The sequence below is a fragment of the Streptomyces sp. NPDC026589 genome, from assembly GCF_040638385.1.
Classification (GTDB): Bacteria; Actinomycetota; Actinomycetes; order Streptomycetales; family Streptomycetaceae; genus Streptomyces.
Genome location: NZ_JBEZYG010000050.1, coordinates 1 through 21738, shown reverse-complemented (window position 1 = coordinate 21738; position 21738 = coordinate 1). Strand labels below are relative to the sequence as shown.

Here is a 21738-nt window from a genome sequence, read left to right as displayed (position 1 = left end):
ATCGACCAGGGCGAGGGTCTGAGTGACGTCGTTGACGTTGGCCGCGGTCGTGATGACCTTGAGCGGGGTGCCGCGTCCGTCGCAGATCAGGTGGTGTTTGCTGCCCGTCTTCCGCCGGTCGACCGGCGACGGACCGGTGTCGGCGCCCCCTTTTTCGCGCGGATGTGGGAACCGTCCACACACGCACGTGACCAGTCGAGTTCCCCGGCCGCGTTCAGCTCCGCGAGCAGGACCTGGTGGAGCTGGTCGAACACTCCTGCCTTCTGCCACCGGTCCAAGCGACGCCAGCAGGTCTGTCCCGAGCCGAACCCCATTTCCGGGGGCAGGAGTTGCCAGGCTACGTCGTTGTAGAGGACGAACAGGATGCCCTGTAAACACAGCCGGTCCGACACTGGCCGCGGCCCTGGCGACCGCTCCGGCCACGGCGGCAGCAACGGCTCGATCAGCGCCCACAACTCATCGTCCACGATGCACGGTCGAATACCCACACCCTCACGAACGGCCGAATCATCACACCGGTCACGGCCTACCAGGACGTCTCAGCAAGATCGTGTTACGAACTCTACGCCGCCAGCAAAGGGGCCCTCGAACAGCTCACCTTGGTGGCCTCACGCGAGCTGGGTGTACGCGGCATCACGGTTAATTCCGTATCGCCCGGTGCCACGGACACCGATCTTCTGAACGCGGCCAACGAGCCGGAGAAACTAGCGATGGCCATCGGGATGACCTCGCTCGGCCGTCTTGGCCAGCCCGAGGACCTGGCGGACGTGGTCGCCTTCCTCGCAGGACCGGACGGACGATGGCTGACGGGCCAGAACATCCGTGCCAACGGAGGCGTCCTCTAGTCAACAGGGACGCAGACGTTGTGGTTGCGGGCGGTCGAGGGGGGCAATGCGTAGTCCTCTCCGTCGCCCGCAACTCTAGTGAGGCGGGTCAGCTGGCCGTGGCCTCTTCTGCCCGTACGCAGGTGCTGGCTAGGCGGTGGGAGTCGGTGCCGGTTTCGATGATGGTGCCGTTGAAGGTGAGACGGTCGACGGTGGCCGCGCAGAGGCGAGGTCGGTGAAGGTCTTCGTCCAGCCGCCGAAGGACTCGTTGGAGGCGATGGCGACGCTGTTCTCTTCCCACCACCACGGGCGCGCGGGAACCGGATCCGGGGCCCGAGGAGGCGGCGCGCGGGCGCACTTACGAGGCCGACGCCTTCGTACGGGCTCGGTCGCCGGAGCCGTGGTGGACCTGCCACTGGAGCGATTCGTCGCGGAAGGTCAGCACCTCCACCACCGCACGGTTGAGCAGCGGCTCTGCCATCGGATCTCTGCCACGGTGAGCGGGACGATGGCTGATCCGTTTCCACAACCCCTCTTTGAGCTCGTAACACGATCAGGATCGTGCCTTCTTGAGGCGTCTGAAGCAGATCAGGCTGCCGACGAGGGAGGGGAAGGCGTCGTGCAGTTCGTGCGGCATTCCCAGCGGACAGAAAGTCGCTTGCACGGGTGGAGCAGGGAGAAGGTCCGCTCGACGACGGAGCGAAGCTTGCAGGTGCCCATGATGTTCGGTGATCCCTTGCGTGGGATGACGGACAGGATTCGTCGGTTCCGCAGTGGGTCGCGGTGGGCGTTGGAGTCGTAGCTCTGGTCACCGAGCAAGGGTTCAGGTCGACGCCGGCCGAGGCCGCGGAGGCCGCTCCGGCCACGGCTGCAGCAACGGCTGCAGCAACGGCTCGATCAACGCCCGCAACTCATCGTCCACGATCCACGGCCGAGCACCCGCACCATCACGAACGGCCGAATCGTCACACCGGTAACGCCCAATCAGCCCACATCGACAAGATCGTGCTACGAGCTCTCAGGGGCGAGTTGCTTTCGGCGGGAGTTGTCACCCGGTAACACAGGTCCCCATTTTGTCCGGGCGTACACATATGGACTGTGGACGGCCCATATGCCGACCCCTTTCTCCATGACTGACTTCATTGCCTGCAGGGGGCACCTAAGGGCAGCCTTCGGCCCTTTCCATGATAGAGTCTTGATGATTTATCAGAACGACGCGATAAAAGGGGAATGGCGTGAATACCGAGAAGCTTACGGCTCGGCGTCTTACGGCCGAGGAGACTTCAGGTTTGGGCCCCCAGGACGGTGTCTTCGTCCCGGCAAGCATGGATGGCGTTTCCCCCGACTGCTACGCACCAGCCTTCCTTACGAAATCGGGAAAGAGTTTCGAGGGTGGGTCCTTCACGGTACGGACGGCGTTCGGCGAGGAGGTTCACGTCCTCCCCGACAATGCCGAAGAGGGCGGCATCTGGATTGCAGACAAGGCAGGGGAGGTAATCGAGGTTCTCCAGAGTGCCGGCGTTCTTCTGAACCTGGCCCTCTTCGTTCCCGGCGGAAGCAAGGAGTCCCTGGAGTCTCTCTATTCCGCGGCCCGGGAAGCATTCGGCGCGGGGGTCGTCCAGCGTTGGAGCGAGGAAGTCGTCGAAGTACCGAACGTCAAGGTCGACCTGTACGAGGAGCCGGCCCGGGGACGCAAGAACGCGAACGGCCAGAATCGCGACCGCCGCGCCCTGGACATCTTCCCGACTCGAGTGCGGTTCCTCGAGCCCAGCGAGGGCTGGAAGTTCGTCGTCGAACCGCACAAGGAGATCATCGACGAGACGCCGACGATCTGACCTGATGGCAGGTTAGCTGCAATGCCGTGGGAGCCCGTCAGTACGCTGACGGGCTCTTCATCGTGGAGCGAGCGCCCCCTATGCCCGGCTCTCCGGGCTTCTTGAGTGCGGGCCCGCCCGCGAGGCCGTCGAACAGTTCCCCGGCGGCCACGACAGAACCGGAACCCGCGGAACCGTGCGGCATGCGCTGACGTCTCCGCCCGGGATCCGGCCATCACCTTCAGTCCACCGGGCACGACTCCAGGATGGGAACAAGTGACGCACACGGCTACAGAAGCCCCGCCCGCCGAGAGACGGCGGCGGGCCGGTGGTGGCGGACGGCGATGGGGGCTGCTGGGCTGCGGGGTCGCGCTCGTCCCGCCGGCCGCTCTGCTCGTCGTCCGGCTGACCGGACTCGACGCCGGAACACCGCTGGCGATGCCGATGGTGTTCTTTCCCTGGACGACCGTCATCGGTGTACTGGTGCTGTTGCTGATGGCCGCTGTTCCCGCGCTGCGGTCCCGATGGGCCCTGGCCGGCGCCGCGGCCCTGGTGATCGCTCACGCGGTGCTGCTGGCTCCGCGGTTCCTACCTGATGGCCCGCAGGTGCCGGAACGCGCGGTTGAGCTGCGTGTGGCCACCCTCAACACCGACGGAGGCGCCGCCGACGCCCAGGCAGTGGTGCGGCTGGTCCGTACGGAGCGGATCGATGTTCTGGCGGTGCAGCAGATGCCGCCGGGCGGCGTGGAAGCCCTCGACAGGGCGGGCCTGGGCGCGTTGCTGCCGCACCAGGAACTCCACCCCGAGTACGACTCCTCGGTCTACTCACGGCTCCCGATCGGCGAAGCCGGTACCACTCGTGCCGACACCGCCTGGCCCCAGACCGTCGCCGAGGTCGCGGTCGGCGGACGTAGCGTGCGGTTCGTGGCGGTGCACACTTACTACCCCCTCGGGAGCCCGGAGCGGTGGACCCGGGACATGGCCGCGCTCACCTCCCTGGCGCGGCGCGCGGGCCCGGACACCGTGTTCCTGGGTGACTTCAACGCTTCCCTCGACCACACTCCGATGCGGGACCTGCTCTCGGCCGGCCTCACGGACACGCATGCCGAACTCGGCCACGGGTGGGCTCCCACGTGGCCGGTCGGCCGTGCCCTCCTCCCAGCCGTGGTCCAGCTGGATCACGTCCTGCACGGTCCCGGTCTGGCAGGGGTCTCGGTGGGCGAGCGAACCGTGCCCGGAACAGATCACCGAGCCGTCGTCGCGGTGCTCGCGCTGCTGCCGGAGAAGGACGGGGAACGGAGTCGATCGTCGTGAACCCCGGTTCCGCAGCGTGTGCCGTCGGTGCGCTGACCGGTGCGACGCGCCCTCCCGTGCTGGAGCGCGCCGGCGAGAGGCCGGTGAAGGGTGCGGACACAGCGGCCGGCACCCTGCGCGGAGCTCCGCTCCGATTCGACCGGGCAGCCCAGGAAACCGCCGGGCAGAGGGTGAAGAGGCGCGGCCGGACCGGTGACGGGAGGTAAGAACGGGGTCATGGACACCAAAACGCTTGCCCGCCGGTTCCTGGAAGAGTCAGCAGACGACGACCGCGAGTCCGTCTACGCACACCACTGCACAGCCGACTACGCCGAGCACGACCCCAACATGGAGCAGGAGACCGTGGGTCTCGCGGAGGCCACGCGTTCGTACCGAGAGGTCCGCGAGGCCTTCGAAGTCACCCACACCGCGCAGAGCTTGGTGGCCGAAGGCGATCTCGTCTGCTCCCGATTCATCATCCACGGCCGCCACACCGGCGACTACCGGGGAAACCCGCCCAGCGGCAGAGCGTTCGAGACGACCGGCCACGTCACCTTGCGGTTCCAGCAGGGCAGGATCGCCGAGAGCTGGTTCAACTACGACCTGGCCGGCGCGCTCGAACAGGTCGGTGCTCCCCCGGCCACCGGCCTATGAGGAGTGAGGACGCGTATGCCGCACACGACGACGCCCGACGGGGTCGGTATCGCCTATCAGGTCCAGGGCGACGGGGCTGCTCCCCTGCTCCTCCTGGCGGGGCAGGCCAACAACCACCACTGGTGGGACTCGGTGCGCGGCGACTTCCACGACGCCCGCAGCACCATCACGTTCGACTACCGGGGCACGGGGGAGAGCGGTAAACCCGATCTGCCCTACAGCACCGAGCTGTTCGCCCTGGACGTGATCGCGGTGCTCGACGCCCTCGGTATCGAGCGGGCCGATGTCTACGGGACGTCCATGGGCGGGCGGGTGGCCCAGCAGCTCGCGGCGCGCCATCCCGAACGCGTACGCGCCCTGGTGCTCGGGTGCACGTCGCCCGGCGGCCCGCACGCCGTCGAACGCACCAACGACGTGCGCAGGTCCCTGGTGCAGACGCGACCGGGTGCGGCACGGCAGGCCCTGCTGGAGCTGATGTACACCCCGGCCTGGCTGGCGGCGAACCCCGGACCGTACCGGACGCTCGGCGACCCGGGCATGCCCGCCCACGCCCAACGGCGTCACCTCGCGGCCGGCAACCAGCACGACGCGTGGCAGCTCCTGCCGGGTATCGGCGCGCCCACTCTCGTCGTGCACGGCACCGATGACCTGCTCAACCCGGCCGCCAACGCTCCGCTGCTCGCGGAGCGTATCCCCGGCGCCCGTCTGCACCTGGTCCCCGGAGCGCGGCACGCCTACTTCGAGGAGTTCCGCGCCGTCGCGAGCCCGCTCGTCCTGGACTTCCTCACCACCGTCACGCGGCGGTAGGAGCGGGCCGGACGCGCGGTGGACGTCGACGTGATCCTCATGGGGATCCCTTGCGGCGTGCGGTGGACGCGGCAGCGGTGTTCGCGGCGACGATCACCGCGATGGCCAGCCAGGCGAGGGCATCGAGCCGCTGCCCGAGAACGGCGAGGCCGACCAGGGCGGCGAAGACCGGGTTGACGCTCATGAACACGCCGAAGAAGTGGGCCGGGACACGGCGCAGCGCCAGCAGGTCGGCCAGGAACGGCACCGCCGAGGAGAGCACCCCGGCGACGAGGGCACAGCCCAGCGCGGTGGGCGTGGGCGGGTGGTGCCACAGCACCCAGGCGCCGACGGGCAGGTAGAGCACGGCGGAGACGATCGCCGCGGCGGCCGAGCCCTCCAGGCCGGGCAGGCGGGTCCCGACCGTCCGGTTGAGCAGGATGTAGCAGCCCCAGCAGGCCGCCGCCAGGAGGGCCAGGCCGATGCCCGGGTAGTCGGTGGAGGGCGTGGGGCGCATGAGAACGGCCACCGCGCCCGCGGCTGCCCCGGCGGCGACCAGGTCGATGCGGCGGCGGGAGCCGGCCAGGGCGACGGTCAGCGGGCCGAGGAACTCCAGCGTGACGGCCAGCCCGAGGCCGATCCTGTCGATCGCCATGTACAGGGAGAGGTTCATCCCGGCGAACACCAGGGCGAGGCCCAGGACGGGACGCCACTGCGCGGCGGTGAAGTGCCGCAGCCGTGGCCGGCCGACGGCGCCGAGGATCACGGCGGCCACCCACTGGCGTACCGCCACCACCCCAGCGGGCCCGATCACCGGGAAGGCGAGCGCCGCGACGGAGGCGCCCGCCTGGTTGGACAGGCCGCTGCCCAGCATCAGGGCCACACCGGCTCCGCGCCCCGTGCCCCGTGGTGGCTCCAGCCGGTCGGCCCCGGTCGGGCCGGGGGTCGAGGTCGGAGAGGTATCGGTCTTCATGCCACCGACGATGGGAGAGCCACCGCCCTGCGCAAAATGCATCCGCGCACGCATCTATACGATGGGCGTATGGATGAGTCGGGGAACACGGCGCGTGCGCTGGAGCTGAAGCAGCTCCGGTGTCTGGTCGCCATCGTGGACACCGGCAGTTTCACCGACGCCGGCCGCGCACTCGGTATGTCGCAGGCCGCCGTCTCCCGCACCCTCGCCGGCCTCGAAAGCCTCCTCGGGGTACGGCTGCTGATCCGCACCAGTCGCAGCGTCGCCCTCACCGCCGCGGGAGTCCGGGCGCTGGCCCGCGCCCGCATCGTGCTCGCCGGCACCGAGGAATTCGTCCGCGAGGCCACCACCGGGCGCACCCGTGTGCACATCGGTCACGCCTGGTCCGCCTTCGGCCGGCACACCACCGAGTTCCAGCGCCGCTGGCACGAACAGCACCCCGCGACCGACCTGCGCCTCATCCGTCACAACACCCCCACCGGCGGCCTCGAGGAAGGGCTGTGCGACCTCGCCGTCATCCGTGCTCCGATCGACCTCAAGCCGTGGTCCCACGCCCGGATCGGCACCGAGGCCCGCTACGTGGCCATGGCGACCGACGACCCCTGGGCCCGCCGCCGCGGTATCCGCCTGGACGAGATCCCGACCCGTGCCCTGGCCATCGACCGCCGCACGGGCACCACCGCTCTGGATCTGTGGCCGGAGCAGGACCGGCCGAGGGTCGAGTTCACGCAGGACATCGACGACTGGCTGGCCGCCATCGCCACCGGCCGCTGTGTCGGGCTCACGCCTCAGGCCACCGCGGCCCAGTACCGCCGTGACGGCATCACCTACCGCCCTCTCCGGGGGGCCGACCCGGTCACCGTCCACCTCATCTGGCACGCCCACACCACCCACCCCGCCACGCACCCCGCGATCGCCCTCGCCGCCGGCCTCTACCGCGAGGGCCGCCCCGGCGCTCGCCTGCCCGGCTGACCCGCCCAGCGTGCGGGTACGGACCGCCCGGGAAAGAGTTCAGGCGCCTTCCGCTCTCCCCCGGGGTCCTTCCAGCAGACCGAGCTCCAGTGCCTTGACCACCGCGTGCGTACGGTCGGCGACGTCGAGTTTGGCGAAGACCCTCAGCAGATGCGTCTTCACGGTCGCCTCCGCGATGACCAGCCGACGGCCGATCTCCACGTTGGACAGCCCGTCCGCCACCGCGCCCAGCACATCCACCTCCCGTGGCGTCAGCGTCACCGGCGTCGGCCGTCGCATCCGGGCCACCAGCCGCGCCGCGACACGCGGAGCCAGCACGGTCTCGCCCCGGGACGCGGAGTGGACGGCCTGTACCAACTGCTCGCGGGTGGCGTCCTTCAGCAGGTAGCCGATGGCGCCTGCCTCGACGGCGCGCTCGATCTCCGCGTCGGTCTCGTACGTGGTCAGGATCAGCACGCGGGTCCGGGTGGGCCCGGCGACGATCTCCGTCGTGGCGCTCGTCCCGTCGAGGACAGGCATCCGCAGGTCCATCAGCACCACGTCGGGCTCCAGCCCTTCGACGAGACCGACGGCCGCCCGGCCGTCCTCGGCCTCGCCGACGATCTCGATGGTGGGTTCGTTCGCCAGCAGGGCGACCACCCCGGCACGCATCACTGTGTGGTCGTCCGCCACGAGGATCCGGAGCTTCTTCTCCGCTGTCGGCCCGTGTGTCATCTCAGCCCTGCCCGTCGGTGGGAATCATGGCCAGGACGCGGGTGCCGTCGCCGACCGAACTGGTGACGGTGAGCTCGCCGCCCAACTCGGCCAGGCGCTTGCGCATTCCGTGCAGCCCGAAGCCGTGGGAGTCCTCCGTCACGAAGCCCGCGCCGTCGTCGGTGATCTCCAGCTCGATCCCGTACGGCTGCGCGGTGAGGACCACCTCCACGGTGGAGGCCGCCGCGTGCTTGCGGATGTTGGCGAGGGACTCCTGGGTGCAGCGCAGGAGAGCGATGCGGGTCTGCTGGTCGCAGGTGACGTCCGGCAGTTCGGAGGTGACGCGGGTCCCGGTGTCCTCGGCGAACCGCCGCAGGGTCCGTCGCAGGGTGTCCGCCACCGAGCCGGCGGCGACACCGCTCTCCGGGGCCGAGCCGACGAGGACGCGCGCCTCGGCGAGGTTCTCGCGCGCGGTGTTCTCGATCGCGAGCAGGTGTTTCCCGCTCCTGCCCGGGTCGGTCGCCAGACCGGATCCGGCCGCCTCCGCGAGCACGATGATGGACGCGAATCCCTGGGCGAGCGTGTCGTGGATCTCCCGCGCGAGCCGTTCGCGCTCGTCCGCCGCCCCCTGGCGGTGGTGTGCCTCGATGAGCCGGAGCCGTGTCTCCTCCAGTTCGGCGCTCAGCCGGCGGGCCCGCTCGTCGGCGTTCTCGGTGATGTGGCGCACCCCCAGCCCGATGAGCACGCCTGCCGCGTACCCGATGATCGTGAAGATCACGTTGCCGGTGAAGAACTCCCCGCCCCAGCCCTGCCGTACGACATTGCCGGCCACGACGCCCGCCGCGGCGAGACCACTCAGGACGATCGCGGCACGCGCGCCCGCGGTGTAGATCCAGAAGTGCGGCAGTGTCACCACGAAGAGCGCCGCGCTGCCGTCGAGCAGATACGACATGGCTCCGAGGCCCACGACGAGTACGTACAGGTAGGGGCGGGGACGCAGGGCGGGGTTGCCGGGGAACAGCCCCACCGCGCCGTACGACAGGGCGAGCACGGCCAGCAGCCCCAGCACCGGGAGGCGCGTCGTCCCGGGTGCGTCGGCGACCGCGAGGGCCGGCGGGACCACGCCCAGCAACACCCAGAAGACGGCGTTCCACCGGTGCAGCGACGGTACGGTCAACGCGGTTTCGGGCTGCGGCCGTTGATTCACCGCGTCAGCCTACTTCCGCCAGGGGCCCGGCGGCGGGTTCCTGCGCCCGCCCGAACCGGCCGGGGCGCCGGGTCGGCCACCAGGCACGCTCGCCGAGGAGCAACAGCACCGACGGCAGGACCATGAGCCGGATGACCACGGCGTCCAGAAGGACAGCCACGGCCAAGCAGAACCCCATCTGCTTCATCTCGGTGAGGTGCAGGGCCACGAACGCGCCGAACACCGTCACCATGACGATCGCCGCGCTGGTCACCACCTTGGCCGACTTGTTGATGCCCTCCAGGACCGCCTCACGGGCGGACATGCCGTTCTGCCTGGCCTCCTGGATCCGGCTGACCACGAACACCTGGTAGTCCATCGACAGGCCGAAGAGGATCACCACGAGGAACAACGGAACCCTGGACGCGATCGCCCCGAGGGAGTCGAAGTCCAGCGGTCCCTCCGCCCACGTCCCCTGGAAGACCAGGACCAGCATGCCGAGCGAGGCGCCGGCGGAGAGCAGATTCAGTACGACGCCGATGACGCCGATCACCACGGAGCGGAACGCCCACACGGTCATCAGGAAGGTCATCAGCAGCAGGAAGCCAAGGACCAGCGGCAGCTTGTCGCTCTCGTGACTCACGTAGTCGCGGCCGCGAGCGACGTCGCCGCTCACCGCAGTCTCCACGCCGGACAGTCGGCCGACGGTCGCGGGGATGTGATCCTGGCGGAGGTGGGTGAGCGACGCGATCGCCTCTGCGGAGGGCGCGGGATGGGGGACCGAGAGTTCCAGCACGCTGATCCGGCCGTCTGCCGATGTGCGGACCGTCGGCTCGGATATCGCTGGGGCCTTTGGTTTCGTGGGGCTCTCCGCGCCCTCCGCGTTCTTCGGGGCCTGCGCGAAAAGGGGGTCCGCCTGGGCTCGTCGGCCGAGGTCCTCCAGGGCCTGCATCACCTGTGCCGCCTGTTCCGGCGTGGAGCGGGTGACGACCTCGTGGGTGACGAGGAGTTCGGGGAAGCTCCCGGTCAGCCGGTCGTAGACCCGCATGGCCGGGATGTCGCGGGAGAAGGTGTCCCTTCCCGGGTCGATCAGTTTCAGGCCGAGCGCGGGCACGGCCAGACCGAGCATGACGAGGACCGACAGGCTCAAGGTGAGGGCGGGGCGGGTCCGGGCCGGGCGCAGCAGAGCGGCGAACACCCGTCCTGTCTCCGGCTTCCCGGACCGGGCCGGCTTGCCGCGGGCGGCCCGGCGGGCGGCCCTGCGGGGAGCGAGGCGGTCGGCACGGCGGCCGATGACGACCAGCAGCGCGGGCAGCACGGTGAGCGAGCTGGCCACCGCCACGGCCACGACGAGGATGGTCCCGGTCGCCAGTGAGGAGAAGATGACGTCCGTGGCCAGATACAGGGTGGCCGTGGAGACGATCACCGCGAGACCCGAGACCACGATGGCCCGGCCCGCTGTCGCCGCTGCCAGCTCCACGAGGGCCTCCGGGCCGAGCCGCCCGTCGGCGCGCGCCCGTTCCTCCCGCTCGCGCTTCAGATAGAAGAGCGTGTAGTCGACGCCGACCGCCAGACCTATGAGCAGGATGAGGTTCGTCCCGACGCCCGCGTCGGGCATGACGTGCGAAGCGACCATGGACAGTCCGATCGCAGCGGCGATCGAGGAAAGTGCCAGCAGGAGCGGTACACCCGCCATGATCACCGAGCCGAACACGATCAGCAGGGTGATGACGGTGACGGGCAGGCTGATGCGTTCGGAGAGCGCGAGATCCTCATCGCGCTGGTCGTTGACGCCCTTGCTGATGGCGGGGGATCCGGTCTCCTCCACCACCAGGTCCGGGTGGTCGGCGCCCACCGCCGCCGTCTGCTCCAGGAGCGGCACGACGTTCGTCTTGCCTTCCAGCTCCGGGCCGTTCAGGACCACCGAGACGAGCAGGACCTCGCCGTCCTTCGAGCGGACGGGTGCGGCCACGCTCTCCACCTCGGGCAGGGACCGCATCCGCACGGTCACGTCCCGGGCCGCCACACCGGCCGCTGCCATGTCCAGCTCCCCCGACCTGGCTCGGATCATGATCCGCTCGGTGGGGGAACGCTCCAGTCCGCCCTCGGTCGCCGTCGCCTCGGCGCGTCCCGCCTCACCGACCCAGAAGTCCTTGGTGGTGGCCTCGTTGGTGCCCAGCGCGATGCCGCTGACGAGGCACAGGACGACGAACGCGAACCAGCCGGCGATCGCCCGCCCGGCGTGCCGGGCGCTCCATCGGGCCATACGTACAGGTAGGTGTCTCATGCCGGAAATCCTGGCCGCAGGGGTGGGGCGCCCGGCACGTCCTGCCGACTGAACCTGTTGTCCACCGACCGGTGGACAAGGAGGCCGCCGGGGCCGCCGGCCGGGTCGGGCGGTCGTGTTTCCCTCCGGCTGCGCGAGAAGGTCCTGGGCGGCGCATCACGTCGGCTGAAGGGAAAGGGGTCAGGCTTTCTGCGCGTATGGAGGTCGACGGTCTTCCGGAATGCGTCGGGCGCGCGCAATGCCGTTCCCCGGCTGATGCCGATCACCGCCTCCCCGCCTTTTCCGAATAATGTCGCCGCGCGTGCGTGGGCCGGCCGGTCAGGGTCCGCGGATCAACCGTTGGGAGTTCCGCCGGAACGCACAGCGTGCGACAGGCTCTGCCACCATCGTCAGCGGCACCCATGGCGATCTTCCCGGACGCCGCCAGCTGATGGAGTCGTGGACGTGGGGTCACTGCTTGACGACGAATCGGCTGAGCGGCGATGCGTCCGGGGAGGGCCCCCGGATCCCGAGCTGGAAGAAGTCCCTGGCCGACCCGGTGAGCGCGGCGATGCCGCAGGTACCGCCACCCGACGAGCCCCTCCGACGGCCGAGGCGAAGCGCTCGCCGCGCAGCAGGCGCACCACGGTCGAGCCTCCCCCGGATTCGAGCATGGTCGGGTTCCGGGTCAGGAACCGGCGCGGCCGCGAAAGGGGGGTGCGGCCGGCTCCTGGGAAGCGCTGCTTTCACCGTCCGGAAAAGCCGTGGAATTCTCCTGGACAGTCGGTTCAGAACCGCCCTGAAATTCGCATGCGATCCCGTTCCCCACGTCGTCCCGTTTCCGTCGACCGACGTCAGGGCTTGGGTATCCAAGGGCGTTTATCTCGTCGATTCCCGGCGAAACCCGTGACGTTCCGGAACAGTTCGGCAACGAGGAGGTCGCGCACGTCCGTGCGGCGGAGGCCGGGCGGGCCGGACCTCCGCCGCACGGGAGAGCCCTGCTCCGCCGATGGGGCCGCCCGGGCGGGTCAGCACGCCCACCGGCGTCGCCAAGTGGCTCCCGGGCCGCAGAAGTTCTTCGGTCGGAAGCGTTGACGAAACATTCCACGTGGCCCTAGCTTCATCGCGTCGTACTTCGTACGTCATATATGAGACGCGATACGCGAGATGTGAGAGCCCGTCACCCATGACCTTCGCCCCTGCCCCGATCCCGTCCCGGACCCAGTACGTGCTGGAGGCCATCAAGCACGCCATCCTCACCGCGCAGTTGAGACCGGGACAGGCGCTGGTGGAGACCGAACTCGCCGCGCAGTTCGGGGTGTCGAAGACTCCCGTCCGCGAGGCGCTCAAGACACTCGCGGGCACCGGACTCGTGGTGATGAGCCAGTACAAGGGCGTCACCGTGCGGCTCGTCGACGCGACCATGGCCAGGGAGGTGTACGACGTGCGCCTCCTGCTGGAACCGGAGGCGCTGCGCCGCTCCATCACCCGGGGCGCCTCGCTGGAGGCGGCCCAGGAGGCCCTGGAACGGGCCGACTCGGCGGCCGACACGGCGGACAGGTCACTGGCCAACCGGGACTTCCACCGGGCCCTGTACCTGCCCTGCGGCAACCCGCTGCTCTCCCGGATGCTCGACGAGGTCCGCGACCAGGCGGCGCTCGTGTCGACCGTGGCCTGGTCGGCCGTCCCGTCCTGGGAGCGCGAAGCGGCCGAGCACCGCGAGATCCTGCGGCTCGCCCTCGCCGACGACGCGGAGGCCGCCGCCGGGGCCCTGCACCACCACATCGCGTCGTTCGTGCGCCGCGCCTTCCCCGACGACGAAGACGGGGGCGACGCCGCGTGAACCGCCCGCTGGACACGCTCCACCAGCACCTCGAAGAAAGGCCAGTCCGCATGGACCACTCACCGCTCAAGGCGGCCCTCGCAGACGTTGTGGCGATCCCGGTGACGCCGTTCGCCGAGGACGGGAGCATCGACGCCGCGTCCCACCGCGTCCTGATGCGCAGGCTGCTCGACGGCGGCGTCCGCACCATCACCCCGAACGGCAACACCGGGGAGTTCTACGCCCTCACCCCCGACGAGCGGCGCCTCGTCACCGAACTGACCGTCGAGGAGGCCGCGGGGCGCGCCACCGTCCTGGTGGGCGTCGGTCACGACGTGCCGACCGCGGTGGCCGCGGCCAAGCACGCCGCCGAGGCCGGTGCGGCGATGGTGATGGTGCACCAGCCGGTGCACCCGTACATCGCGCAGGAGGGGTGGGTCGACTACCACCGGTCGATCGCCGAGGCCGTGCCGCAGCTCGGCGTCGTCCCCTACGTCCGCAGCCCGCTGCTGGCCGGCGAGCGGCTCGCCGAACTCGCCGACGCCTGCCCCAACGTCGTCGGCGTGAAGTACGCGGTCCCCGACGCGGCCCGCTTCGGCGCCTTCGCCCGGGACGCCGGTCTGGAACGGTTCGTCTGGATCGCCGGCCTCGCGGAGCTGTACGCCCCCTCCTACTTCGCCACCGGCGCCACCGGCTTCACCTCCGGTCTCGTCAACGTCGCCCCGGCCGTCTCCCTCGACATGCTGGAGGCGCTGCGGGCCGGGGACTACGTGGCGGCGATGAAGGTCTGGGAGCGTATCCGCCGCTTCGAGGAGCTCCGCGCCGCGGAGCAGTCCGCCGACAACGTCACCGTCGTGAAGGAAGCCCTGTCCGCGCTGGGGCTCTGCCGCCGCGACGTACGCGCTCCGAGCCGGGTCCTGCCCGAGGCCCGGCGCGCCGAGGTCGCCGGGCTGACAGCCGAGTGGTCCCTGTGACCGACACGTCCACCCGGGACCCGGGTACCGGCCGTATCGCGCCCGAGGAGCTGCGCAGCCACCGGTGGTACGGCACCGACGGGCTGCGGTCCTTCAGCCACCGGGCCCGCACCCGTCAGCTCGGCTACCTCCCCGAGGAACACCTCGGCAAACCGGTCATCGCGGTGCTCAACACCTGGTCCGACATCAACCCGTGCCACACCCACCTGCGTGAACGGGCACAGGCGGTCAAGCGGGGGGTCTGGCAGGCGGGCGGGTTCCCGCTGGAGTTCCCGGTCTCCACCCTCTCGGAGACCTTCCAGAAGCCGACCCCGATGCTCTACCGCAACCTGCTGGCGATGGAGACCGAGGAGTTGCTGCGCTCCTACCCCGTCGACGGGGCCGTGCTGCTGGGCGGCTGCGACAAGTCGACGCCCGCGCTGCTGATGGGCGCCGCCTCCGTGGACCTGCCGACCGTCTTCGTGCCCGCCGGGCCGATGCTGCCCGGGCACTGGCGCAACGAGGTCCTCGGCTCCGGCACGGACATGTGGAAGTACTGGGACGAGCGGCGGGCCGGGAACATCGGCGACTGCGAGATGGCCGAGCTGGAGAACGGTCTCGCCCGCTCCCCCGGCCACTGCATGACGATGGGCACCGCCTCCACCCTGACCGCCGCCGCCGAGGTGCTGGGGGTCACCCTGCCGGGCGCCTCCTCCATACCGGCCGTCGACTCGGGGCACGAGCGGATGGCCGCGGCTTCGGGGCTGCGGATCGTCGACCTCGTCATGCGGCAGGTGACGTTGTCGCGGATCCTGACGCCGGAGGCGTACGAGGACGCCGTCGCCACGGTGCTCGCGCTCGGCGGCTCCACCAATGCCGTGATCCATCTGATCGCGATGGCGGGCCGGTCCGGCGTGAAGCTCACCCTGGACGACTTCGACCGGATCGCCCGTACGGTGCCGGTCCTCGCCGACCTCCGTCCCGGCGGGCGGTACTTGATGGAGGACTTCCACTTCGCCGGCGGTCTTCCCGGCTTTCTGGGGCGGCTCACCGACGTACTGCACCTGGACCGGCCCACGGTCGCGCACGCCACCCTGCGCGAGCAGCTCGACGGGGCCCCCGTCCACAACAGCGACGTCATCCGCGAGCGCTCCGACCCGCTGGCCGGGGAGGGCGGGGTGGCGGTGCTGCGCGGCAACCTCTGTCCCGACGGGGCCGTCATCAAGCACATCGCCGCCGAGCCGCGCCTGCTGCGCCACACCGGGCCCGCCGTCGTCTTCGACGACTACCGCGAGCTCCAGCGCACGATCAACGACCCGGCCCTCGCCCTCACTCCGGACCATGTGCTCGTGCTGCGCAACGCCGGACCCCAGGGCGGCCCCGGCATGCCCGAGTACGGCATGCTGCCGATCCCCGACTACCTGCTGAAGCAAGGTGTGCGGGACATGGTGCGGATCTCCGACGCGCGGATGAGCGGCACCAGTTACGGGGCGTGCGTCCTGCACATCGCGCCCGAGTCCTTCGTCGGCGGGCCGCTCGCCCTGGTCCGCACCGGCGACCTCATCACACTGGACGTCGAGGCCCGGCTCCTGCGGCTCGATGTCGACGACGAGGAACTGGAGCGGCGCAGGGCCGCCTGGTCCCCGCCGCCCGCACGCTACGGGCGGGGCTACGGGGCGCTGTACCAGGACCAGATCACCCAGGCCGACACCGGATGCGACTTCGCGTTCCTGGCCCGGCAGGGAGAGGTGCCCGACCCGTACGCGGGATGAACCGGGTCCCGTGACCGTACGCGGGTCCTGTGACCGTACGAGGGCCCGTGGCCGTACGAGGGTGGAGCCGCGGGCCCCCTCTGCACCTTGATCCCCCGGGTCGCTCCAGCTCTTCATAGCAAGCGCTTCCACCAACAGTGGCCGACCGGCCCGAACGTCCAGCGCATCCAGCACCTCCCAGAGATCGGAGACGCGTCATGGCCTCAACCGCAGCCGTGGCCACACCGCCGCCCAAAGAGTCCCGGCGCCGCCGGGCGAGCCCTCGCCGCCTGCCCTATCTGCTGATCGCACCGGCGGGCCTCCTGATGCTGGGCTTCATCGCCTACCCGGTGCTCAGCGTCTTCTACTACAGCCTGCAGAACTACAACGTCACCAAGCCGTGGCGGAACGGCTTCGCCGGGCTCGACAACTTCCGGCGCGTCTTCACCGAGGACGACCAGTTCTGGCCGACGCTCGGGTTCAGCGCCCAGTGGGTCTTCACCCAGGTCACGCTCCAGCTGCTCCTCGGCCTGGCACTCGCGCTGATCGTCAACCAGACGTTCATCGGGCGCGGCATCTCCCGGGCCATGGTCTTCTCCCCCTGGGCCGTCTCCGGTGTGCTGACCAGCACGATCTGGATCCTGCTCTACAACTCCTCGACGGGGTTCAGCCGCTACCTCGCGGACGCCGGGATCGGCGAGTACGGCACGTCCGTGCTCTCGGACACCGGAACCGTCTTCTGGGCGGCCACCGTCACCGAACTCTGGCGCGGTGTCCCCTTCTTCGCGATTCTCATCCTCGCCGACCTCCAGTCCGTCTCGAAGGAGCTGTACGAGGCTGCTTCGGTCGACGGCGCGGGCCGGCTGCGGCAGTTCTTCCACATCACGCTGCCCCACCTGAGGGACGCGATCATCCTCGCCACCCTGCTGCGCGGGGTCTGGGAGTTCAACAACGTCGACCTGCTCTACACCCTCACCGGCGGCGGGCCCGCAGGTGAGACCACCACCCTGCCGCTCTACGTGGCCAACACCGGCATCGAGGGCCACGACTTCGGGTACGCCTCCGCGCTCACCACCGTCGCCTTCGTGATCCTCCTCTTCTGTTCGATCGTCTATCTGCGCCTGAGCAAGTTCGGAGGCGACCGCACGTGACCGCCCTGCTCACCGAGAAGAACGGAACCGCTCGGCGGTCCTCCGCCCCCGGCTCGCCGCCGTCCTCCCCGCGCCGCCGCCCCGGGCGGGAGCGCGCCTTCGACGACGTGCCGCGCTGGCAGATCTATCTGCCGCTCGGCCTCTACCTGCTCTTCACGCTCATCCCGTTCTACTGGATGCTGCTCTTCGCCGTACGGCCCGCCGGTTCCACGTCGCTGGTGCCCTGGCCGATGACCGGAGCGCACTTCTCCAAGGTCTGGAACGAGCGGAGCTTCGCCGTCTTCTTCCAGAACAGCATGATCGTCGGCGTCGCGACGCTCGTCGCCACGACCCTGGTCGCCCTGGCCGGCGGCTACGCCCTGGCCCGGTTCGACTTCAAAATCAAGGGCGCGTTCATGCTCGCGCTGCTCTGCTCGCAGTTCATCCCGGGCGCCCTGATGCTCGTACCGCTCTTCGAGATCTTCCGGAACCTCCAGATGATCAACTCGTTGGGGAGCGTCGTCATCGCGGAGACGGTGTTCCAGCTCCCGCTGTCGATCATCCTGATCAGCGGCTTCATCAAGAACGTCCCCGTCTCCCTGGAGGAGGCCGCCTGGGTCGACGGCTGCTCGCGCTTCACCGCCTTCCGCACCGTCGTCCTGCCGCTCCTGCGCCCCGGGCTGATCGCCGTCGGCTCCTTCGCGTTCGTGCACAGCTGGAACCACTTCCTCTTCGCCCTGATGTTCCTGAGCGAGCAGGACAAGCAGACGATCCCGGTCGGTCTCAACACGCTGATCGGCGCGGACAGCGTCGATCTGGGCGCGCTCGCGGCGGGCGGTGTCATCGCGGCCGTCCCCGTGGTGATCGTCTTCGCCTTCATCCAGAAGTGGCTCATCACGGGCTTCAGCGCAGGCGCGGTGAAGGGATGAGGAAAGTGACCGCCCCCACCCCGACCCCGGCCGCCCGCGTGCCCGTCGTCCCGGCCGCGCCCGTGCCCGTCGTCCTGGCCGGCGCCCGGGGCCACGGCCGGTGGCACCTCGCCAATGTGCGCCGGCTCCAGCACCAGGGCCGGGTCAGGCTGGCCGGCATCTGCGAGCTGGAGCCCCTGACCGCCGACGAACTCGCCGCCTCCGGCTTCGGCCCCGACGAGTCGCCCGAGCAGTCCGACGACTTCGGGGCGCTCCTGGACGGCGTCGGAGCGCGGGCGGCCATCGTCTGCACCCCCATCCAGACCCACACGGAGCTGGCTCTCACCGCCGCCGCCCGGGGCGTCCACCTGCTGCTGGAGAAGCCGCCCGCCGCCGGCTGGGCCGACTACGCGCGGATGGCCGAAGGCGTCGAACGAGCGGGGATCGCCTGCCAGGTGGGGTTCCAGTCCTTCGGGTCGCACGCCCTGCCCGCCATCCGCGAACTGGTGGCCACCGGAGCCATCGGGACCGTCACCGGTTTCGGGGCCGCCGGGGCGTGGGTCCGGGACGACGCCTACTTCCGGCGGGCGCCCTGGGCCGGGCGGCGAAGGATCGGCACGACCGACGTGGTCGACGGCGTCCTCACCAATCCCCTGGCGCACGCCGTGGCCACCGCGCTCGAACTGGCCTGCCGGGGCCGAGCCGAAGAGGTCACCGCCATCGAGACGGAGCTGTACCGGGCGCACGCCATCGAGGCGGACGACACCAGCAGCATCCGCGTCTCCACCGCCGGGGGGCCGTGTGTCACCGTCGCCGTCACCCTGTGCGCCGAACGGCCCGGGGAGCCGTACGTCATCGTGCACGGCGAGAGGGGCCGGATCACCTTCTGGTACAAGCAGGACCGCGTTCTGGTGCAGCGCGCCGGACGGGGCCCGGAGGAGACCGTCCACGGGCGGACCGATCTCCTGGAGAACCTCCTCGACCACCTGGGGCACGGCACGCCGCTGCTGGTTCCGCCCGCGTCCACGGGGGCGTTCATGCGCGTCGTCGAGGCCGTGCGCACCGCCCCCGAGCCCGCCCCGCTGCCCGACCGTGCCTGGGAGACCCGGTACGACGGGCCGGACGGCGGGGCGCGGCGGGTCGTGCCGGGCATCGACTCCCTGGTCGCCGCCGGGGCCGAGTCCCTGAGCCTCTTCTCCGAACTGGGCGCCCCCTGGGCCCGGGTGGGCGAGGCGGCCGCCTCATGACCCAGCACGCCACGGGCCCGTTCCCCGACCTCCCGGCCACCCTTGCCTGCGGCGATGACACCGTCGCCCACTACGGCTACGCGCCGGGGGCGGACGGCCGTCCGCGCCTCCACCCCGTCACCACCCTCGGCGGGATCACCGTCACCGAGGAGCGCCCCGCCGACCACCTCCACCACCTGGGCGTCTCCGTCGCCGTCCCCGATGTCGCCGGGTACAACTTCTGGGGCGGGCGCACCTTCGTACGGGGCCGGGGGCCGACCGCACTCGACAATCACGGCGTCCAGCGCCACCTGGCCCGGCCCCAGCGCAGCCCGAACGGTTTCACCCAGGAGCTCGGCTGGGAAGCCGCCGGCGCCGAGCTCCTGCGCGAGCACCGCACCCTGTCGGCCACCCGGACCTCCGGCACCACCTGGGAGCTGGACTTCTCCTTCGTGCTCACCAACCCCGGGGACACGGGCCTCTCCATCGGCAGCCCGGCGACCAACGGCCGGCCGGGCGCCGGGTACGGCGGCTTCTTCTGGCGCGCCCCCAAGGAGGCCGTACCGCCCACCGTGTTCAGCGCCGCGCACGAGGGCGAGAGCGAGGTCCACGGCCGCACCGCCGACTGGCTGGCCCTGGCCGGGGACGGCTGGACGCTCGTGTTCGTGGGGGCGACCGAGGAGACCCGGCGCGATCCGTGGTTCGTGCGGACCTCCGAGTACCCGGGCGTCGGCTCCAGCCTCGCGGCGCACGAGCGGCTGCCCGTACCCGCCGGGGCCTCGGTCGTACGTCGGATCATCACCGTCGTCGTGGACGGCAGGCCGGACCGGGAGACCGCCGCCCGGTACGCGCGCGAGGCGGTGGCCCGGTGAGCCGGCTCTGGAGCTCCGACGTCGGTGACGGCACGTACCGCAACCCGGTCCTGAACGCCGACTGGTCCGACCCCGACGTCGTCCGTGTCGGTGACGACTACTACCTCACCGCTTCCAGCTTCGGCCGGTCCCCCGGGCTGCCGCTCCTGCACTCCCGCGACCTGGTCAACTGGACCGCCGTCGGGCACGCGCTGGACCGCCTCGAACCCGAAGCGGAGTTCGCCGCTCCTCGCCATGACCGCGGGGTCTGGGCCCCCTCGCTGCGCCACCACGGCGGACGCTTCTGGATCTTCTGGGGCGACCCCGACCACGGAATCCAGCAGATCAACGCGGACCGCGTCGAGGGCCCTTGGACCGCCCCGCATCTGCTCAAGGCGGGCAAGGGGTTCATCGACGCCTGCCCGCTGTGGGACGAGGAGACCGGCGAGGCCTATCTCGTCCACGCGTGGGCCAAGTCCCGCTCCGGCGTCAAGAACCGGCTCACCGGCCACCGGATGAGCCCCGACGGCCGCGAACTCCTCGACGAGGGGTCGACGTTGGTGGACGCCGACCGGATTCCGGGCTGGTTCACCCTCGAAGGCCCCAAGCTCTACCGGCGCGACGGCTATTTCTGGATCTTCGCGCCGGCCGGCGGCGTGGAGACCGGCTGGCAGGGCGCCTTCCGTTCCCGGGACTTCTTCGGCCCGTACGAGGAACGCGTCGTCCTCGCCCAGGGCCGTACCGACGTCAACGGCCCCCATCAGGGCGGCTGGGTGCACACCTCCGCGGGCGAGGACTGGTTCCTCCACTTCCAGGCCCGGGGAGCGTACGGGCGGGTCGTCCACCTCCAGCCGATGCGCTGGGACGCCGAGGGCTGGCCCGTCATCGGCGACAGGGGCGAGCCGGTGCCCCGGCACACCAAACCCGTCGCCCCCGCCCAGCCGGTGGCGGCACCCGCCGTCGACGACGACTTCCCCGACGGTCGCCCCGGCGCCCAGTGGCAGTGGACGGCCAACCCGCGCCCCGACTGGACCACCCGGCACAGCGGGGACGGGCTGCGGCTCACGTGCGTACGGACCGCGTGCGAGCACGACCTGCGGCTGCTGCCCAACATCCTGGTCCAGCGGCTGCCCGCCGAAACGTTCACCGTCGACGTGGAACTCGCGCTGGACAGCGGCGAACCGGGCGCCAAGGCCGGTCTCGCCGTGGTGGGCGACGCCTTCGGCTGGATCGGCCTCGCGGTCGCCGCCGACGGCACTCCGCGGCTCGTCCACCGCTTCGCCGAGGGTGTCGCCGCACACGAACGGGACGCGGCCGACTCCCGCGCATCCCCCGATGGGCGGGCCAGGCTGCGCGTCGAGGTCACGGCGGGGGCCCGCTGCCGCTTCTCCGCCGACACCGGCGACGGGTTCCGGCCCTCGGGCCAGGTCTTCGCCGCCGCCCCCTGGCGCTGGGTCGGGGCTCTCCTCGGGCTCTTCGCCACCGCGCCGGCCGGGACGGGCCCCGCCGGAACGGCCCGCTTCACCTCATTCCGCGTCACCGGCCCCCCCCCCCCCATTACCTTCTTGGTGGCCCCGCAATGGGGCGCCCGGCCTCCGGAGTTGGCATGACTTTCTCCCCCTGTCGAATGCATGGC

Annotated in this window: 19 protein-coding genes and 2 pseudogenes; 14 read left to right on the top strand and 7 right to left on the bottom strand. The window is 70.7% G+C overall.

The window, feature by feature from the left end:
* Window positions 1-482: pseudogene (locus AB0F29_RS40755) on the bottom strand (IS5 family transposase); the annotation flags it as partial.
* 24 nt (window positions 483-506) lie between these two features.
* Here AB0F29_RS40755 and AB0F29_RS40750 point away from each other — a divergent pair.
* Complete coding sequence (locus tag AB0F29_RS40750) at window positions 507-845, top strand: SDR family oxidoreductase (protein WP_361883862.1); 339 nt, start codon at window positions 507-509, stop codon at window positions 843-845.
* An 88-nt stretch (window positions 846-933) separates the two neighbouring features.
* Here AB0F29_RS40750 and AB0F29_RS40745 read toward each other — a convergent pair.
* Window positions 934-1121, bottom strand: a pseudogene (locus AB0F29_RS40745) (ATP-binding protein); the annotation flags it as partial.
* A gap of 61 nt (window positions 1122-1182) precedes the next feature.
* Window positions 1183-1305, bottom strand: coding sequence for a hypothetical protein (locus AB0F29_RS40740; RefSeq protein WP_361883856.1), 123 nt, complete (start codon window positions 1303-1305; stop codon window positions 1183-1185).
* Between the two features lie 754 nt (window positions 1306-2059).
* Here AB0F29_RS40740 and AB0F29_RS40735 point away from each other — a divergent pair.
* The 4 genes from AB0F29_RS40735 (at window position 2060) to AB0F29_RS40720 (ending at window position 5392) form a co-directional block, all read left to right on the top strand.
* Window positions 2060-2659 (top strand): hypothetical protein, encoded by a 600-nt coding sequence (locus tag AB0F29_RS40735; protein ID WP_361883853.1) that lies wholly within the window; start codon window positions 2060-2062, stop codon window positions 2657-2659.
* A 255-nt stretch (window positions 2660-2914) separates the two neighbouring features.
* Window positions 2915-3952: an endonuclease/exonuclease/phosphatase family protein gene (locus tag AB0F29_RS40730; protein WP_361883850.1), complete on the top strand. Its 1038-nt coding sequence runs from the start codon at window positions 2915-2917 to the stop codon at window positions 3950-3952.
* 216 nt (window positions 3953-4168) lie between these two features.
* The gene (locus AB0F29_RS40725; RefSeq protein WP_018960926.1) at window positions 4169-4585 is read left to right on the top strand and encodes an ester cyclase; all 417 of its coding nucleotides are present in this window, start codon (window positions 4169-4171) and stop codon (window positions 4583-4585) included.
* A gap of 15 nt (window positions 4586-4600) precedes the next feature.
* Complete coding sequence (locus AB0F29_RS40720; protein ID WP_361883846.1) at window positions 4601-5392, top strand: alpha/beta fold hydrolase; 792 nt, start codon at window positions 4601-4603, stop codon at window positions 5390-5392.
* Window positions 5393-5429: 37 nt separating this feature from the next.
* Here AB0F29_RS40720 and AB0F29_RS40715 read toward each other — a convergent pair whose 3' ends face one another.
* A complete protein-coding gene (locus tag AB0F29_RS40715) occupies window positions 5430-6254 on the bottom strand; it encodes an EamA family transporter (protein WP_361883859.1) in 825 nt (274 codons plus the stop codon).
* A gap of 159 nt (window positions 6255-6413) precedes the next feature.
* Here AB0F29_RS40715 and AB0F29_RS40710 point away from each other — a divergent pair, with 159 nt between their 5' ends.
* Window positions 6414-7316: a LysR family transcriptional regulator gene (locus tag AB0F29_RS40710; protein WP_361883843.1), complete on the top strand. Its 903-nt coding sequence runs from the start codon at window positions 6414-6416 to the stop codon at window positions 7314-7316.
* 39 nt (window positions 7317-7355) lie between these two features.
* Here the strand turns inward: AB0F29_RS40710 and AB0F29_RS40705 are convergent, their stop codons facing one another.
* Genes AB0F29_RS40705 through AB0F29_RS40695 form a run of 3 tightly spaced genes read right to left on the bottom strand, consistent with a single transcriptional unit; the run spans window position 7356 to window position 11482 of the window.
* Window positions 7356-8030, bottom strand: coding sequence for a response regulator transcription factor (locus AB0F29_RS40705; protein WP_361883840.1), 675 nt, complete (start codon window positions 8028-8030; stop codon window positions 7356-7358).
* A 1-nt stretch (window position 8031) separates the two neighbouring features.
* Complete coding sequence (locus AB0F29_RS40700; protein ID WP_361883837.1) at window positions 8032-9216, bottom strand: sensor histidine kinase; 1185 nt, start codon at window positions 9214-9216, stop codon at window positions 8032-8034.
* A gap of 4 nt (window positions 9217-9220) precedes the next feature.
* Entirely contained in the window at window positions 9221-11482 is a 2262-nt protein-coding gene (locus AB0F29_RS40695) for an MMPL family transporter (protein ID WP_361883834.1), read from the bottom strand.
* Between the two features lie 1165 nt (window positions 11483-12647).
* Between AB0F29_RS40695 and AB0F29_RS40690 the strand changes: the two genes are divergently transcribed.
* The 8 genes from AB0F29_RS40690 (at window position 12648) to AB0F29_RS40655 (ending at window position 21712) form a co-directional block, all read left to right on the top strand.
* Window positions 12648-13304 (top strand): GntR family transcriptional regulator, encoded by a 657-nt coding sequence (locus tag AB0F29_RS40690; RefSeq protein ID WP_018960934.1) that lies wholly within the window; start codon window positions 12648-12650, stop codon window positions 13302-13304.
* 50 nt (window positions 13305-13354) lie between these two features.
* Window positions 13355-14257, top strand: coding sequence for a dihydrodipicolinate synthase family protein (locus tag AB0F29_RS40685; protein ID WP_361883831.1), 903 nt, complete (start codon window positions 13355-13357; stop codon window positions 14255-14257).
* A complete protein-coding gene (gene araD, locus AB0F29_RS40680; RefSeq protein WP_361883828.1) occupies window positions 14254-16008 on the top strand; it encodes an L-arabinonate dehydratase in 1755 nt (584 codons plus the stop codon). Before AB0F29_RS40685 ends, araD begins: the two co-directional genes overlap by 4 nt.
* Before the next feature lie 197 nt (window positions 16009-16205).
* Window positions 16206-17138: a sugar ABC transporter permease gene (locus tag AB0F29_RS40675; RefSeq protein WP_361883825.1), complete on the top strand. Its 933-nt coding sequence runs from the start codon at window positions 16206-16208 to the stop codon at window positions 17136-17138.
* The gene (locus AB0F29_RS40670) at window positions 17135-18046 is read left to right on the top strand and encodes a carbohydrate ABC transporter permease (RefSeq protein ID WP_361883822.1); all 912 of its coding nucleotides are present in this window, start codon (window positions 17135-17137) and stop codon (window positions 18044-18046) included. The genes AB0F29_RS40675 and AB0F29_RS40670 overlap by 4 nt, the downstream gene beginning before the upstream one ends.
* Window positions 18043-19272, top strand: coding sequence for a Gfo/Idh/MocA family oxidoreductase (locus AB0F29_RS40665; RefSeq protein ID WP_361883819.1), 1230 nt, complete (start codon window positions 18043-18045; stop codon window positions 19270-19272). Before AB0F29_RS40670 ends, AB0F29_RS40665 begins: the two co-directional genes overlap by 4 nt.
* Window positions 19269-20123, top strand: a complete 855-nt coding sequence (locus AB0F29_RS40660) for a PmoA family protein (RefSeq protein ID WP_361883816.1) — start codon at window positions 19269-19271, stop codon at window positions 20121-20123. Before AB0F29_RS40665 ends, AB0F29_RS40660 begins: the two co-directional genes overlap by 4 nt.
* Window positions 20120-21712: a family 43 glycosylhydrolase gene (locus AB0F29_RS40655; protein WP_361883813.1), complete on the top strand. Its 1593-nt coding sequence runs from the start codon at window positions 20120-20122 to the stop codon at window positions 21710-21712. The genes AB0F29_RS40660 and AB0F29_RS40655 overlap by 4 nt, the downstream gene beginning before the upstream one ends.
* The last annotated feature ends 26 nt before the right edge of the window (window positions 21713-21738 follow it).

Coding starts and splice junctions, on each gene's coding strand:
- AB0F29_RS40740 (WP_361883856.1), bottom strand. CDS start 1,305: ATGGCAGAGCCGCTGCTCAACCGTGCGGTGGTGGAGGTGCTGACCTTC.
- AB0F29_RS40725 (WP_018960926.1), top strand. CDS start 4,169: ATGGACACCAAAACGCTTGCCCGCCGGTTCCTGGAAGAGTCAGCAGAC.
- AB0F29_RS40720 (WP_361883846.1), top strand. CDS start 4,601: ATGCCGCACACGACGACGCCCGACGGGGTCGGTATCGCCTATCAGGTC.
- AB0F29_RS40710 (WP_361883843.1), top strand. CDS start 6,414: ATGGATGAGTCGGGGAACACGGCGCGTGCGCTGGAGCTGAAGCAGCTC.
- AB0F29_RS40705 (WP_361883840.1), bottom strand. CDS start 8,030: ATGACACACGGGCCGACAGCGGAGAAGAAGCTCCGGATCCTCGTGGCG.
- AB0F29_RS40695 (WP_361883834.1), bottom strand. CDS start 11,482: ATGAGACACCTACCTGTACGTATGGCCCGATGGAGCGCCCGGCACGCC.
- AB0F29_RS40690 (WP_018960934.1), top strand. CDS start 12,648: ATGACCTTCGCCCCTGCCCCGATCCCGTCCCGGACCCAGTACGTGCTG.
- AB0F29_RS40685 (WP_361883831.1), top strand. CDS start 13,355: ATGGACCACTCACCGCTCAAGGCGGCCCTCGCAGACGTTGTGGCGATC.
- AB0F29_RS40675 (WP_361883825.1), top strand. CDS start 16,206: ATGGCCTCAACCGCAGCCGTGGCCACACCGCCGCCCAAAGAGTCCCGG.
- AB0F29_RS40665 (WP_361883819.1), top strand. CDS start 18,043: ATGAGGAAAGTGACCGCCCCCACCCCGACCCCGGCCGCCCGCGTGCCC.
- AB0F29_RS40660 (WP_361883816.1), top strand. CDS start 19,269: ATGACCCAGCACGCCACGGGCCCGTTCCCCGACCTCCCGGCCACCCTT.